Raw genomic sequence first — 15,467 nt, forward strand, 5'->3', positions numbered from 1 at the left:
GATGATGGTTGCTATTTTATTTCGCAAAAACAAAATTGAATTGTTTTCATTGTAAACTTGCATTGTAAAGCCTATTATGCTATAATATTTCGGAGTGAGTACTCTATTAAAAGAATACTCTCCTTGCTCTTTTTAATCTAAAAGGGCCAAAGTCCATAAGGAGGTGACAGTCAAAGATGAGTCAATCAGCTAAGTATGAAATTTTGTATATTATCCGTCCTGATCTTGATGAAGAAGGTAAGAAAGCGTTAGTAGAACGTTTCGAAACTATTCTTAAAGATAACGGTGCTGAAGTTACTGAATCAAAAGACTGGGCGAAACGTCGTTTTGCATATGAAATCAAGAATTACCGTGAAGGTACTTACCGTTTGGTAACCCTTAACGCTTCAGATGCAACGGCTATCAATGAATTTGAACGCCTAGCACGTATCAATGACGACATTTTACGTCATATGATCGTTCGTTTAGAAAACTAATGTTTCACGTGAAACATTTATATCATAATTGCTTACTGGAAGGGAGTTCTTTGATTGATTAATAATGTCGTTTTAGTAGGAAGACTAACCAGAGATGCTGATCTACGTCACACAGGCAGTGGTATTGCAGTAGCAACGTTTTCGTTAGCTGTGGAACGCCCCTATTCAAATGCACAAGGGGAAAGAGAAACAGATTTTATTAACGTCGTTGCATGGAGAAAAACTGCTGAGATTATTTCCAGCTTTACTCGTAAAGGGTCTTTAGTTGGTGTTACAGGGCGTATACAATCCCGTAATTATACAAATAATGAAGGTAAAAAAGTTTACGTTACAGAAGTAGTCTGTGACAATTTCCAAATGCTGGAACCTAAGTCAGTGACAGAGAGCAGACGTTCTCAAAGTGGAGACACTTCAGGCGGTGGGAACTCCAACACTAATAATTACTCTTCTAACACTAGTAGTGGTAATAATTATAATCGACAAAACAACAATCAACCTTCAAACACTAACCAGGGCGGTTATGCTAACTTCGATGAGAATCCATTTGAAAGTAACAATGATTCTATTGATATTTCAGATGACGATTTACCATTTTGATTCAAGAATTAAAGGAGGATTAATAACATGGCTGGACGCAGAGGCGGAAAAAAGCGCCGTAAAGTTGATTTCTTTGCAGCAAATCATATCGAGTATATCGATTACAAAGACATTGACCTTTTAAAACGTTTCATTTCAGAACGAGGTAAAATTTTACCACGTCGTGTAACTGGAACTTACGCTAAAAACCAACGTAAATTAACGAAAGCAATTAAACGTGCTCGTATTATGGGCCTATTGCCATTCGTTACTGAAGAGTAATAGAATACAATAAAGCTGTGACAGTTTATCTGTTGCAGCTTTTTTATTCACTAAGATACTTTTGTTAATAGATATAATTAATTTTGAATACATGCAGTACTTTGTAAAAAACAACTGTATAATAAAAGTGTACCCCAGTTAATTGACTAGGAAATACTCTTTAATTATCACAAGGCTTTTATCTATAGTCACTTCATTCAAATCAATAAACTAATTAAATTGTTTAAATGGATTACATACATCCTAAAGATTTGAGATCAAAATGTTTCACGTGAAACATTTTGATTATTGCGAACCTTATAGAATGAATAGAGAAAAAATGCTAAAATAGATAAAAGTCAATCGTTCAGAAGGAGACAATATGAATAAAAACAATAAAGGTGAGCGATTACCTCAATTTATGACTTCTCCATCGCTAAAATTCTTGCTGCTTGTGGCATTAGCCATCCAAGTGACAATGACTATTCTAAGTTTTGTAGCCTATATATGGCTAGGTGTCATCATGCTAGTATTGTTTATGATTACGGCCTTAGTGGTTTGGCGATATAGTGCAGAATACTTAAAGGAGTTAGATTCATATATATTAAACCTCTCTTATCGAGTGAAAAGAGGAGAACAAGAAGCACTTATTAAAATGCCGATAGGAATCATTCTATTGAATAAGGAAAACCATATTGAATGGATTAATCCTTATCTACAGAGCCATATATTGGAAAGTGATATTTTAGGTGATTCATTGAAGGATGTAAATGAAGATTTATATCGAGCCTTCTTAGAGCCAAATAAGGAAGTTAACCCAACGATAGAGTGGAACGATAAGATATACCGTGTGACTATTCAAAGTGATTTGCATGCCATTTATTTATTAGACATCACTGAGTATGCAGAGTTAGCAGACAATTACGAAGAAGCTAGACCCGTGGTAGGATGGATGTTCTTGGATAACTATGACGAAGTCACGCAAGGGTTGGATGATCGAGGAATTTCAGGTTTTGATAGCATGCTAACCACGTACTTCTCTAATTGGGGTAAACAACATTCAGTTTTCTATAAACGGACATCTGATGATCGCTATTTTCTCTTACTAAGTAAAAAAGAATTGGAACGATTGGAAAAAGAACGTTTTGGACTCATAGATAATATTAGAGAGCGAACATCTAAACGTAACTTACCATTAACGATAAGTATGGGCTTAGCTTATGGTGAGGAGTCCTTCGACAAGTTGGCTGAAATAGCTCAGAACAATTTAGAATTAGCACTTGGCCGTGGTGGAGACCAGGCGATAGTGAGAGAAGTTGATCAAGAACCTAGGTATTATGGTGGAAAGACAAACCCTATGGAAAAACGCACGAGGGTTCGTTCTCGTATGATCAGTCAGGCATTACAGAAATTAATGAAAGACAGTGGCGATATTTATGTAATGGGTCACAAGCATCCTGATATGGATTCTGTTGGCTCTTCATTAGGTATTGCGCGAATTGCCATGATGCTTCAAAAAACTGTTCACATTGTCATTGATAAAGAAGATATGGGTAACGATGTGTCTAAGCTAATGAATGAGATAAAATCACATGAGAAAGTCTTCCAGAATTTTGTCTCTCCAGTAGAAGCTGAAGAGACTATTACTAGTGAAGATTTAGTTATCTTGGTTGATCACCATAAACCTGTCTTATCTATTGCGCCGAATTTACTGAAGAAAACAAAACGCAATATCGTTATTGACCATCACAGAAGAGGGGAAGATTTTACCGAGAACCCTTTGCTTGTGTATATCGAACCGTATGCCTCATCCACAGCAGAATTGATAACTGAATTATTTGAATATGTATCCACAGACGGAGATCCCATTAATCGAATCGAAGCGACAGCGCTTCTTGGAGGCATTGTGGTTGACACCAATAACTTCAGTTTACGCACGGGATCAAGAACATTTGATGCAGCGAGTTATCTACAATCAGTTGGGGCTAATTCAGCTATGATTCAACGTTTACTCAAAGAAGACCCTGAAAATTATCTTCAAAGAAGTAAGTTAATTGAAAGTTTACAATTTGTTAAAGAAGGGGTGGCTATTGCCCATGGTGAAGACCATACCATTTATCCACCTATTATGTCCGCTCAAACTGCTGATACGATGTTAAGTATGTCAGGAGTAGAAGCAGCCTTTGTTGTGACTCGCCGTTCTGACGATACAGTAGGTATTAGTGCCCGAAGCTTAGGGAAAATTAACGTCCAGCTTATTATGGAAAAAATGGGTGGGGGTGGACATTTGTCCAACGCAGCTACTCAACTGGATGGGAAAAGCATTCCTGAAATAGTAGAAGAGCTAACAGACGTTTTGAATTCTGAACTGGATTAAATTCTAAATTGAATTAAAAGAGAGAGGAAGAATAAAATGGAAGTCATTCTATTAAAAGATGTTAAAGGAACCGGGAAAAAAGGTGAAGTGAAAACTGTATCTGATGGGTACGCAAATAACTTCTTACTGAAAAAAGGCTTAGCTAAAGAAGCGACTTCAGGAGCTAAGAAAGAGCACGAAATGAAACAAAAGGCTCAAGAAAGAGAAGAAGAAGAGTTGCGACAAGCAGCACTAAAAGACAAAGAAACGATTGAGAATAACCCTTTAGAAATCAAGAGTAAAGCTGCAGAAGATGGTAGACTCTTTGGATCAGTAACAACGAAACAAATTGCTCAAGAGTTAGAAAAACAGTTGGGCATAAAAGTTGATAAGCGAAAAATAAATCAAACGATTCCGATGAGAACAGTCGGTAGCCAGAAAATGGACATCAAATTACACAAAGATGTGACAGCTGAGTTAACGGTACGCGTGCTTGAAACAAACTAAATAGGAGAATGAATAGACACGAGCTACTTAAAGAAGAGGGATAAACCCTTATTCTATAGTAGAACTCGTGTCTTTCCTTGTTTCAAAAACATAAAATGTTTCACGTGAAACATTTTTATAAACGTATGTTCCCTTATATACATTTATAGGGAGATAAGGTACAATTATAGAACACTAATTGAACTGGAAAGGAAGTCAGACTGCATATGGAATTAATAGGGGATCGCTTGCCTCCACAAAATATAGAAGCAGAACAATCCGTATTGGGGTCTATTTTACTTGATCCAGACGCGTTGATTCCTGCAATGGAGTATATTGAATCATCTGATTTTTATAGAAGAGCTCATCAGCTTATTTTCCAAGCGATGGCAGAATTAAATGAACGAAATGAAGCAATTGATGTCGTTACGATTGCCAATAGTCTAGACAATAAAAATCTTCTTGAAGACGTTGGTGGAGCCCCTTATTTAGCTGAAATTGCAACGTCAGTTCCTACATCTGCAAACGTCGAGTACTATTCTAAAATTGTTGAAGAACGCTCTATATTAAGAAGACTTATTCAAACAGCTACAGAAATTGCTTCAAAAGGGTATCAAGAAGCAGACGATGTTCCTGCTCTTCTTGATGAGGCAGAACGAAAAATACTAGAAGTATCAGAAAAGCGTAGCCGTAGTGGATTTGTGGATATTGAAACAGTTCTAAGAGAAACGATTAATAATATTGATGATCTATTTCAAAATGGTAATGATATCACCGGCTTGTCTACAGGTTATAGAGCACTTGATGAAATGACTGCTGGTCTACACCAAGATGAATTAATTATTCTAGCTGCTAGACCGGGTGTAGGGAAGACAGCCTTTGCCTTAAATGTGGCTCAAAACATCGGGACTAAAACAGATGAAACGGTCGCTATATTTAGTCTTGAGATGGGTGCGGAACAATTGGTTAACCGTATGTTATGTGCAGAAGGAACCATTAATGCATCTAACTTGAGAACGGGGCAGTTAACCGAAGAAGAATTTACCAAACTATTTGTCGCTATGGGAAGTTTGTCTAAGGCAAATATTTATATAGATGACACTCCAGGTATTCGTACAGCTGAAATACGGGCTAAGTGCCGTAAATTAAAACAAGAAAAAGGCAGCCTTGGATTAATCGTCATTGACTATTTACAATTAATTGAAGGAACTGGTCGAGAAAGTCGCCAGCAAGAAGTATCAGAGATATCAAGACAGCTAAAGAAACTGGCTAAAGAATTATCAGTTCCTGTTATTGCTCTGTCGCAACTATCGCGTGGAGTAGAACAAAGGCAAGATAAACGGCCAATTTTAAGTGACTTAAGAGAGTCCGGGTCGATTGAGCAGGATGCAGATATCGTTGCGTTCCTTTACAGAGATGACTATTACAGAGGAGAAGATGACGACGACGAAGGTGAATCAACCGAAGATAACGTGGTTGAGGTCATCTTAGAGAAGAACCGTTCAGGAGCAAGGGGAACGGCTAAACTGCTCTTTATCAAGGAATACAATAAATTTTCGTCACTATCCTATTACCCTGAAGATCAAATCGCTTATTAATAAATAAAATGAGTCCCTATCATCTGTCCGGTGATAGGGACTCATTTTCTATCAGAAAAACCCAGTGGTATAAAAGCGTTTTAATGGCAAGTTAAATACAATCTTGGTATTCTTATTTTTGTAAGGCTTTAAACAACAATTAAAAGGAGACGATATACATGAGTGACTCACATTTAGTAGATCCACGTAAGTTGTATTATTCAGATAAGTTTCCAGAACAAGAACAGGATACACCGGCGATTCAAAATAAAATGAGCCCGAAACCAGACTGTGGTGAAGAATCTTATAAAGGCCATAACCGCTTGGAAGGGCGTAACGCCTTAATCACTGGAGGAGACTCGGGTATCGGCCGTGCGGCAGCCATTGCTTATGCACGTGAAGGAGCGAACGTAGCTATTCAATTCTTCCCAGGCGAAGAAGAAGATGCCAATGAAGTAAAAGATATTATTGAAAAAGAAGGCAGAAAAGCTTTATTGCTGCCGTACGATTTGAGAGATGATAACGCAGCGACTGAAATCGTTGAAAAAACGGTCGAAGCCTTTGGTGCTTTAGATGCTTTAGTCTTAAATGCGGCTCAGCAAATTGCTCAGCCATCATTAGATGAGTTATCCATGAAGCAAGTTCATGACACCTTTAAAGTGAATATTATCAGTATGTTTGAAACAGTTAAAGCAGCTGAAAGCCACTTGAAACCGGGAAGCACGATTGTGACAACGACTTCTGTTCAGTCCTTCAGTCCAAGTGCGTCTTTACTGGACTATGCGGCTACAAATGGAGCTGTCAGCAACTTTACCGTGTCCTTAGCCACTTACTTCACACCCAAGGGTATTCGCGTTAATGGGGTGGCTCCTGGCCCAATTTGGACGCCTCTACAGTTAGATGATGGTAAACTCGATGGGGATGTACCGGAGTTTGGTCAAGGCAGTCCATTAGGTCGTGCCGGTCAACCAGTTGAATTGGCTCCCGTTTATGTCTTGCTGGCTTCACCAGAATCAAGTTATATTTCAGGTGAAATCTACGGAGTAACCGGTGGTAGCCCAGTTACTCTATAATTCATTTAAATAAAAAATGAAGCACTGGAGAAGTTAATCCTTCTCCAGTGCTTTTGTCGTTAATTTAATTTATTACTGTAATCCAAATGTTCAAACACTTCCGTTTTTCCGATAGCGACTATGAAACTATTGGCTTCTATTTTTTGTTCTGGTGGGATAACGATGGATAATGTATCTGAAGGAGTCGATTTAAAGCCGATAATATTCATATCGTATTTTTGACGAAGGTTTAACTCTTGCAAACTTTTACCTACCCATCTTTTTGGAGCCATAAATTCAATAATTGAATTCTCATCGTCAAGATTAATCACATCTAAAATGTTGTGTCTCATGATATTTCTGGCAACTTTTGTACCCATTTCTTTTTCAGGACGAATAACTTCGTCTGCTCCCATTTCAAGCAATATTTCCATATAAGAACGGTTCTTTGCTTTAGCAATAATCTTTTTGATCCCTAATTTTTTACAGTTCATAATAGCTAAGACACTGGCTTCCAAATTAGTGCCCGTGCCTATAACGGCTACATCACAATTCTCAAAACCAATACTTTCAAGCAAATCAAGATCGGTGATATTTCCCTGTACTGCCTGAACCACATATTCTACTACTCGATTAACGTCTTCAATATCTTGATCGACAGCAATCACGTCGTAATGCTGCTCACCTAATTCTTTGGCTATAGTTGAGCCAAAGATACCTAAACCTAATACGCCTACTGTTTTAACCATTTTGTTTTCTCCTTTTTATTATCCAATTAATATATCTCCAGTTGCATATGTGATGTCTCTACGTTTTCTGCGATTATTTCCTAAAGCAGTAAACAAGGTTATCGGTCCAATTCTTCCTATGAACATAGCCATCATCAGCAAAGTCTGACTATAACGAGATAATGTTGGAGTCAAGTCAGCCGATAAGCCAACAGTAGCAAAGGCAGATGCTGATTCAAAAATTAAATATTGTAACGGCACGTGTTCATCAAATATAGTCATTAATGCAACAAATGCAATGTTAAGAATGATGAACATAACCACGATAACGAGGGCACGTTTGACGATGTCCATTTTTAATGTGCGATTTTTGTAATTCACATTAGCTAGACCTTTTAACTCAGAGTAAATTAACATAACAACAAGTGCAACAGTGGTCGTTTTTGCACCACCAGCTGTACCTCCGGGAGATCCACCAATAAACATGAACACGCTAGAAACAAGAAGAGTCACTATATGAAGTTGCGTATAATTAACTGTTGCGAAGCCTGCAGTTCTTAGCGTGGCGGATTGAAAAAAGCCAGCCTGAAGTTTATCATACCACTGAAGTGGCCCAATTGACGATGGATTATTCCACTCAAGAAGTAAAAAGAGAATAAATGAAGACAAGAGTAACCAGATAGTCCACGTAATAGCTAAACGACTATGCAACTTAAACTCTCGGTAAGTCCCTTTAAGGTCAGTCCAACTGCGAGCGGATAGGAGCTGTTTAAAATGAGTGGACACATCAAACCAGACGGAGAAACCAATACCGCCTAAAATAATCAATAAAGGAATAACGGTATTAATGACAGGGACATCAACGAACTCTATCAAGCTCGACGTACCCAGATTATCGAATCCAGCATTGTTAAAAGCAGATATAGCCAAAAAGATTGAGGTAAACCCGCCTTTTGCCCAACCATACAATGGAACAAAGTGGATGAGTAAAAGTGCTGCCCCGATAGCCTCGATGACTAGTGTGTATTTCACGACTGACAAAATGAAGTTACGGAAACGCGTTCGGTCATTCCGATTCAATGACTGTTGTAAGGTGACTTCTTCTTTTAAACCTACCCGTTTCCCGAATTGCAGAATAATAGCAGATACAACAGTAGTTAAACCGAGTCCGCCGAGTTGAATTAAAATAAGGGAAATGATTTGACCGATAAGATTATAAGTACTGGCAACGGGGACGGTGAACAAACCGGTCACAGCTACCATAGATACAGAGTTAAATAAATGATCAAAATAGACTGCCTCAGAGCTCGCTAATTGACTAAAAGGCATAGCTAAAAGTATTGATCCCATAACCATCACAGAAGCAAAGCTGAGACAAATTTTCAAAGGAATCGGCCAGTCTGAAAACGGGCGAAAAACGGTTGACATATAAAACATCCTTTCCCAATAGGAAAAAATAATAGAGCACAGTAGATTGATTTTACTCTTTTAAGACTATAAAAACAACTGTTTCTTGTTGAAAAGATTATCGTTTCTGATATGATGAAAAAAGATTAGTCAAGAAGGCTAGCATAAGGAGATTAGAGCATGAATATAGTTATAGCGGGTGGAGGAAAAGTTGGAGATACCCTTTGTAATGAATTGTCTTTAGAAAAAAACGATATTCTGTTAATCGAAAAGAATCAAAAGAGACTCGAAAGTATCATCAATAAAAATGATATAACAGGTTTGGTAGGAAGTGCGACTAGTTTTGAAACACAAGTAGAAGCTGATGTGGGAACGTGTGATATATTTATCGCCGTCACGCCTCAAGATGAAGTAAATATTATATCGGCTATTATAGCTAAAAAATTAGGTGCTAAACACACCATTGCTCGGGTGAGAAGCTTGGAATATGCCAATCATATGGACTTCATGCGAGAAGGTCTTGGTATCACCATGATGATTAACCCAGAAATGGAAGCTGCTAAAGATATTGCGCGTGTCATCCGTTTTCCAGAAGCATTAAGCGTTGAACAGTTTGCGAATGGGCGAGTCAATATAGTAGAAATAGAAGTCCAGCAATCGAATCGATTGGCGCATTCTTATATAAAGGACTTTAGAAATAACATTGGCAATGTATTGGTATGTGCCATTCAACGAGACAATGGGGTATTCATACCTGATGGGTACACTCAAATTTTACCGAGGGACCATTTATTTGTCACAGGCAGTACAAAAGATTTGGCCAAATTATATAGACAAAGTGGCTTAAAGAAAGAAAAGTTACGATCAGCGCTCATTATAGGCGGGGGAAGAGTCACCCATTACGTCATCGATATGTTGGCTGAAATGCATATGGAACTAAAAGTAATTGAACTTACCCTTGATGCTGCCAAGGAGTTAAGTGAACGGTTTCCAAGGGTAGTCATTATTGAAGGTGATGGATCAGATCAAGAATTTCTAAAAGAAGAACGCATTGAGTTATATGATACCGTCATCAGTTTAACTGGTATGGATGAAGAAAATATACTTATTTCCCTATTTGCATTGAACCAAGGAGCAAAAAAAGTCATTACTAAAGTAAACAGAACAGATTTACTGAAGTTGATGGGCCACGTTGGTCTTCAATCCATTATTACACCAAAACGGTTAATAGCTAATGAAATTATACGCTTTGTACGCTCCCTCAATTCGAATGACAAATCGCAAGTCGAAGCGTTGTTTAGAATTGCGGATAATCAAGTAGAAACCATTCAATTAAAAGTACCTAACGATTCCAAAGTCGTTAATCGCACATTGGAATCGATGAAACTGAAACAGAATATATTAATTGCCTACATTATTAGAGGAAAAAAACTGATTTTCCCAACCGGAAGAGATGTCTTAAAACCGGGAGATCATGTCATTATAACCAGTATTGAAAGGAAACTGGATCGAATTGAAGACATATTAGCATAAGGAGATAGACATTGAATAAACAAATGGTTGCTTACATCCTAGGGAGGTTACTTCAAATAGAAGCCTTGTTGCTCCTCATCCCTGTGGTGGTTAGTTTAATATATAGAGAACCAATCAGATACCCATTGAGCTTTATAGTAGTTGCTTTGGTTACGGGGATGGTTGGATACCAATTTACAAAAAAACGCCCAAAAATAAAGAGTTTATATGCAAAAGAAGGTTTCATTATTGTGTCACTTTCCTGGATTTTATTATCCTTTTTTGGAGCCTTACCTTTTGTATTAAATGGGGACATCCCCTCTCTCGTTGATGCCTTTTTCGAGACAGCCAGTGGATTCACCACTACTGGAGCAAGCATTTTGAACAATGTAGAATTATTAGCTCGCTCATCTCTCTTTTGGAGAAGTTTTACTCATTTAATTGGAGGGATGGGGGTATTGGTTTTTGCTTTAGCAGTGTTACCTCAAGTGGATTCAGGCTCTATTCATATTATGAAAGCGGAAGTTCCTGGCCCGACATTCGGAAAGATTGTGTCGCGTCTCTCTGATTCGGCGCGGATTTTATACATTATTTATCTGGTGTTTACAGCCATCATTATTGTCCTACTTTTATTAGCTGGCATGCCAGTTTTTGATTCTTTTATTCATGCCTTCGGAGCAGCCGGGACGGGTGGATTTGGTATGCGTAATGGCAGTGTAGCACCTTATGATAGTGTTGCTATCGAGATGATTCTTGGTGTAGCCATGGTCATATTTGGGATTAACTTTAACTTGTATTTTTTAATTGCGAGTCGTCACTTTAAAGAAGCCTTTCAAAGTGAAGAATTAAAATGGTATTTAGGAATTATCGTGGGATCAATAGTACTGATTACACTTCAGCTTAGTCAGCACACCCATACTTTACTTGGGGGATTGAGAGACAGTTTTTTCAGTGTCACGTCTATTATCACAACGACCGGCTTTTCTACAGATAACTTTAATAATTGGCCGTTGTTCTCTAGAATTTTGTTGTTATTCCTCATGTTCGTTGGAGGAATGGCAGGATCAACGGGTGGGGGCTTGAAGGTATCACGAGTCGCTATTTTAATCAAAACAGCTTTCTCAGAATTAAAACGGAATACCTATCCTAACAGAGTCGTCACTGTCCATTTTGAGAAAAAACCAGTGGACACTCAAATGCTAAAGGTTATTGCCAATTACCTCATTCTCTATGTTACGATATTTGTAAGTATCTTATTGATTATCAGCATAGAATTATCAGATTTCAAAACAGCCTTTAGTGCAGTATCTGCGACCTTTAACAATATCGGTCCAGGCATGGGCTTGGTTGGACCGGAGGGGTCATTTGCTTTCTTTAGTCCGTTTAATAAAATACTGCTATCTATAACTATGATTATGGGACGTTTGGAAATATTCCCTATATTGGTCTTGTTTTCACCAGGTGTATGGAGACGACGAGCCTAACACAATAAAGACGAATCGCCGCCAACTGAGAGTATTGACTCTTTTGGAGGGGACTCGTCTTTTTCTTATTCAAAAGACCTCTTATTTGAGTAAGTTTATCGAAAACGGTAAAATAATAAAATACAGTGTGGTTTACTGTAGGGAGAGTTGGAGGGATAAAGATGATAAAAAATGGAACGATGATGCAGTACTTTGAATGGGACTTGCCAAATGATGGTAAGCACTGGCAACGATTAAAGGAAGATGCGCCACATTTGAAAGAAATTGGAATCACGTCCGTTTGGATTCCCCCTTGCTTTAAAGCAGTCGGCCAAGGCGACGTCGGGTATGGCATTTATGATTTGTATGATTTAGGCGAATTCGACCAAAAAGGAACGGTTCGAACGAAATACGGAACAAAAGAAGAGTTACTTGAAGCGATTGATGCCCTTCATGAACAAGGTATTCATGTCTATGCGGATGTGGTCTTGAATCATAAAGGGGGAGCTGATGGCACAGAAACCTTTGAAGCGACACCGGTCAGTCAAGAGAATCGACACGAAGCCATCGATGAAACAAGAGAAATTGAAGGCTGGACGTATTTTAACTTCCCAGGAAGAGAAAAGAAGCATTCAGACTTTGAATGGCACTGGTACCATTTTACAGGGGTATCAGAAGATGTGAAGACGGGTGAAGAAGGCATCTTCCGTATCGAAGGAGAAGGAAAAGGCTGGGCACCGGATGAAAATGTATCGACTGACCTTGGTAATTTTGATTACTTAATGTTTGCGGATGTGGATTACAATCATCCTGAAGTCATAGAAGAAACGAAAAAGTGGATTAAATGGTTTATTAATGAAACGAAAATAGACGGCATTAGACTGGATGCAGTCAAACACATTGACAGTGCCTTTATGAAAGATTGGATTGAAGAGATAAGAGAAGAGTTTGGAGAAGATTTCTTTTTTGTAGCTGAGTATTGGCACCAACAATACGAAGAATTGGAAGACTATTTAGAAGATCAAGACTATTCTATTTCCATGATGGACGTGAGGTTCCACTATGCGCTTCATGAAGCCTCTCAGCAGGGAGAAGACTTCGATTTGAGACGTCTATTAGATGGGACGCTTTATAAATCGAACGCTGAACAAGCGGTAACCTTTGTTGAAAACCATGATTCTCAACCGGGCCAGTCACTGGAGTCGTACGTTGAACCGTGGTTTAAACCTTTAGCTTATGGGTTTATTTTACTAAGCTATTATGGCTATCCTTGTGTCTTTTATAGTGATTATTATGGCTACAGCAGTGACGATGTGGACTATGACGGTTGTCGAGATATTATTGATAAACTACTCTATGCCAGACAAGAATATGCATACGGCGAACAAAACAACTATTTGGACTATGGTAGCTGTATTGGCTTTACTCGTATGGGAGACGATGAGCATCCAGAAGGGTGTGCTGTTATCATGTCAAACGGTGAAGAAGGCTTTAAAGAGATGTATGTTGGAGAGTTACATGCCGATCATGTGTACATCGACTTGTTAGGTAATAGAGATGAAGAAATCACTATTGAAGAAAATGGGTGTGCGACATTCCCAGTCAATGCTGGTTCTATATCGGTATGGGTTAGAAAAGAGACAGAAGAGACTGATTAATGGAGCAGCAAAAGTGACTTGTCACTATTCTAAAAATGACTAGCCACTAAATGGGGCATTAAGCACAAAAAAGGAATCCTCAATTGAAGAGGATTCCTTTTTTATGTGACTGATTAGTCGTTCGGGTTAACTTTTAACGATGCATCGCTTTCGTTTTCAACCTTGTCTGTGTCGACTTTAAAGTCGTCGTTATTTGACAAGTAATTGTCATGAAGAGCTTCGTCAATTTGGTCTTTTGGAATAACTTGATCTTGATCAGGTTCAAGATCAGTTCCTTTGACGTTACCAACTGTTTCATCTGCATAAACAGCGTGGCTAGCTGTAGCGGCATCGACTGATTGTGTCGCTGCTGGGTCATCCACTACAGTCGTTCCTTGACGTTCAGCTTCGCTTAAAGCTAAGTCTCTTTCAATTTCTTCAATGGTCTGGCTTAATTTTGCTTGCTTAGCATCCAATTTCGCTTGTTCAGACTCTAATTCTCTTTCAGCTTCCATATAAGATGCTTTGAAATCATCAACGAGTTCGTGTGCTTTTTCTCCACCCGTTTCTTTCAGTTTGACAGCTTCTTGTTTTAAATCTGATCTAAACTCTTTACCTGTTTTCTTTGTTAGTAATAAAGCGGTAAAAGCTGATGCGGCACTCATTAATACGGCTTTGGTTAAACTTACTTTTGGCATAATGTTTTTCCTACCTTTCATATACGTACTGTTTTAATAGTTGCTATAAATCTATTAGGGACTTCTTTAGTGCGTTTGATAACGGCGTTTTTGCTTCTCAACTGTTTTTTGAACAGCTAACTTAAAGGTCTTAGCTAAACGCGGTCCGTCAGTCTTGATTTCAGTATAAGCATTTTGGGCAATCCCTTTAGAATACTCTCCACTGTGTTCTTTAAGGGTATTCAGAGACTCTGAAAAGTTTGATGCATAGGCGGTAAATTCATCCATCCGTTGCATTTTCATTTCTGCTACTGATTTAATATAGTCTACACGAGCCATAATACTTTCGACGCGGTCTTGAATCACTTCACCTTCGTGGGTGAAATGCTTGACGTGTCCGTCGACAGTTTTTTGCGTATCTTTAATATTCTCTAGTGTAGGCTTCATCTTTTTCATAGCATAAAAGCCTGCACCAACTAAGATGATGAGCGAAACGCCCAAAATAATAAGAGAAATGATGTAGCCTGTTTCCATACTGTCCCTCCTTTTGTTATCTTAACTATTTTCTTGCAGTCTATAACAATAGAATACCACGAAGAGCCTAAAGCACCAACCAAAACGCAATGCCGAAACATATTGCTTGAAACGGCTTTACTTGTTAGAATAATAGCAAACTAGATGGTTTATGTAAAAAAGGAGATTTTTATGACAAATCAATCGAACGAAGCCGGAGACTACCATCCGAATTCGCAACAACTGCCAACCAGTATAACCTTAACAGCAGTCACAAACGGTGACATTATACCTATCGAATCTGTGCCAGACACCTTGTTTTCTCAAAAGATGATAGGGAACGGGTTTGCGATAATGCCAACATCTGACGTTGTCTATGCACCAGGCAGTGGGAGACTGGTTGAAATAGCTGATACGAAACATGCTTACTATATAGAAACAAAGGAACACATAAAGGTACTTATCCATATCGGAATTGATACAGTCTTAATGAATGGAGAAGGCTTCAGTACATCGGTTCACCGTCATATGTACATAAAAGAAGGACAGGAATTGGCAAGGTTTGATAGGCAGCTCATTTTGGACAAAGGTTTCAAGCCGGTTATTCCCGTTATTGTCTTTGATCATCAAGCAATCAAATCCATGGAGGTTTTACCCGCTAAACAAGCGATAGCTGGTGAAACACCCGCTTTAATTCTAACCATTGTTCAATAAGTGGCTAAAAAGTGAAGCCCTTTCAAAAAGAA

Annotated in this window: 15 protein-coding genes; 11 read left to right on the forward strand and 4 right to left on the reverse strand. The window is 38.4% G+C overall.

Annotated features, from left to right (window positions below):
• Nucleotides 1-176 precede the first annotated feature (176 nt).
• The 7 genes from rpsF (at nt 177) to C3945_RS03410 (ending at nt 6,805) form a co-directional block, all read left to right on the forward strand.
• The gene (gene rpsF, locus C3945_RS03380; RefSeq protein ID WP_161878279.1) at nt 177-476 is read left to right on the forward strand and encodes a 30S ribosomal protein S6; all 300 of its coding nucleotides are present in this window, start codon (nt 177-179) and stop codon (nt 474-476) included.
• 54 nt (nt 477-530) lie between these two features.
• Nucleotides 531-1,073, forward strand: coding sequence for a single-stranded DNA-binding protein (gene ssb / locus C3945_RS03385; RefSeq protein ID WP_161878280.1), 543 nt, complete (start codon nt 531-533; stop codon nt 1,071-1,073).
• Between the two features lie 27 nt (nt 1,074-1,100).
• Entirely contained in the window at nt 1,101-1,334 is a 234-nt protein-coding gene (gene rpsR / locus C3945_RS03390) for a 30S ribosomal protein S18 (RefSeq protein WP_161878281.1), read from the forward strand.
• Between the two features lie 361 nt (nt 1,335-1,695).
• The gene (locus tag C3945_RS03395; protein ID WP_161878282.1) at nt 1,696-3,690 is read left to right on the forward strand and encodes a DHH family phosphoesterase; all 1,995 of its coding nucleotides are present in this window, start codon (nt 1,696-1,698) and stop codon (nt 3,688-3,690) included.
• A 36-nt stretch (nt 3,691-3,726) separates the two neighbouring features.
• Entirely contained in the window at nt 3,727-4,176 is a 450-nt protein-coding gene (gene rplI, locus C3945_RS03400; protein WP_161878283.1) for a 50S ribosomal protein L9, read from the forward strand.
• Between the two features lie 206 nt (nt 4,177-4,382).
• On the forward strand, nt 4,383-5,753 hold the full coding sequence (gene dnaB, locus C3945_RS03405) for a replicative DNA helicase (RefSeq protein WP_161878284.1): 1,371 nt from the start codon (nt 4,383-4,385) through the stop codon (nt 5,751-5,753).
• Nucleotides 5,754-5,911: 158 nt separating this feature from the next.
• Entirely contained in the window at nt 5,912-6,805 is an 894-nt protein-coding gene (locus C3945_RS03410; RefSeq protein ID WP_161878285.1) for an SDR family oxidoreductase, read from the forward strand.
• Between the two features lie 59 nt (nt 6,806-6,864).
• Here C3945_RS03410 and C3945_RS03415 read toward each other — a convergent pair whose 3' ends face one another.
• A complete protein-coding gene (locus C3945_RS03415; protein WP_161878286.1) occupies nt 6,865-7,533 on the reverse strand; it encodes a potassium channel family protein in 669 nt (222 codons plus the stop codon).
• Nucleotides 7,534-7,551: 18 nt separating this feature from the next.
• Nucleotides 7,552-8,940, reverse strand: coding sequence for a TrkH family potassium uptake protein (locus tag C3945_RS03420; protein WP_161878287.1), 1,389 nt, complete (start codon nt 8,938-8,940; stop codon nt 7,552-7,554).
• Between the two features lie 159 nt (nt 8,941-9,099).
• Here C3945_RS03420 and trkA point away from each other — a divergent pair, with 159 nt between their 5' ends.
• The 3 genes from trkA (at nt 9,100) to C3945_RS03435 (ending at nt 13,552) form a co-directional block, all read left to right on the forward strand.
• The gene (gene trkA, locus C3945_RS03425) at nt 9,100-10,452 is read left to right on the forward strand and encodes a Trk system potassium transporter TrkA (RefSeq protein ID WP_161878288.1); all 1,353 of its coding nucleotides are present in this window, start codon (nt 9,100-9,102) and stop codon (nt 10,450-10,452) included.
• A gap of 11 nt (nt 10,453-10,463) precedes the next feature.
• Complete coding sequence (locus C3945_RS03430) at nt 10,464-11,915, forward strand: TrkH family potassium uptake protein (RefSeq protein ID WP_161878289.1); 1,452 nt, start codon at nt 10,464-10,466, stop codon at nt 11,913-11,915.
• A 164-nt stretch (nt 11,916-12,079) separates the two neighbouring features.
• A complete protein-coding gene (locus tag C3945_RS03435) occupies nt 12,080-13,552 on the forward strand; it encodes an alpha-amylase (protein WP_202623281.1) in 1,473 nt (490 codons plus the stop codon).
• Nucleotides 13,553-13,665: 113 nt separating this feature from the next.
• Here C3945_RS03435 and C3945_RS03440 read toward each other — a convergent pair whose 3' ends face one another.
• Together C3945_RS03440 and C3945_RS03445 are read right to left on the reverse strand one after the other, a co-directional pair.
• A complete protein-coding gene (locus C3945_RS03440) occupies nt 13,666-14,229 on the reverse strand; it encodes a YtxH domain-containing protein (protein WP_161878291.1) in 564 nt (187 codons plus the stop codon).
• Between the two features lie 66 nt (nt 14,230-14,295).
• A complete protein-coding gene (locus tag C3945_RS03445) occupies nt 14,296-14,742 on the reverse strand; it encodes a DUF948 domain-containing protein (RefSeq protein WP_161878292.1) in 447 nt (148 codons plus the stop codon).
• Between the two features lie 171 nt (nt 14,743-14,913).
• On the opposite strand from C3945_RS03445, the gene C3945_RS03450 reads away from it, so the two are divergent.
• Nucleotides 14,914-15,435, forward strand: coding sequence for a PTS sugar transporter subunit IIA (locus tag C3945_RS03450; protein WP_161878293.1), 522 nt, complete (start codon nt 14,914-14,916; stop codon nt 15,433-15,435).
• Nucleotides 15,436-15,467 lie beyond the last annotated feature (32 nt).

The organism is Alkalibacterium sp. MB6, assembly GCF_009935905.1.
GTDB lineage: Bacteria > Bacillota > Bacilli > Lactobacillales > Carnobacteriaceae_A > Alkalibacterium.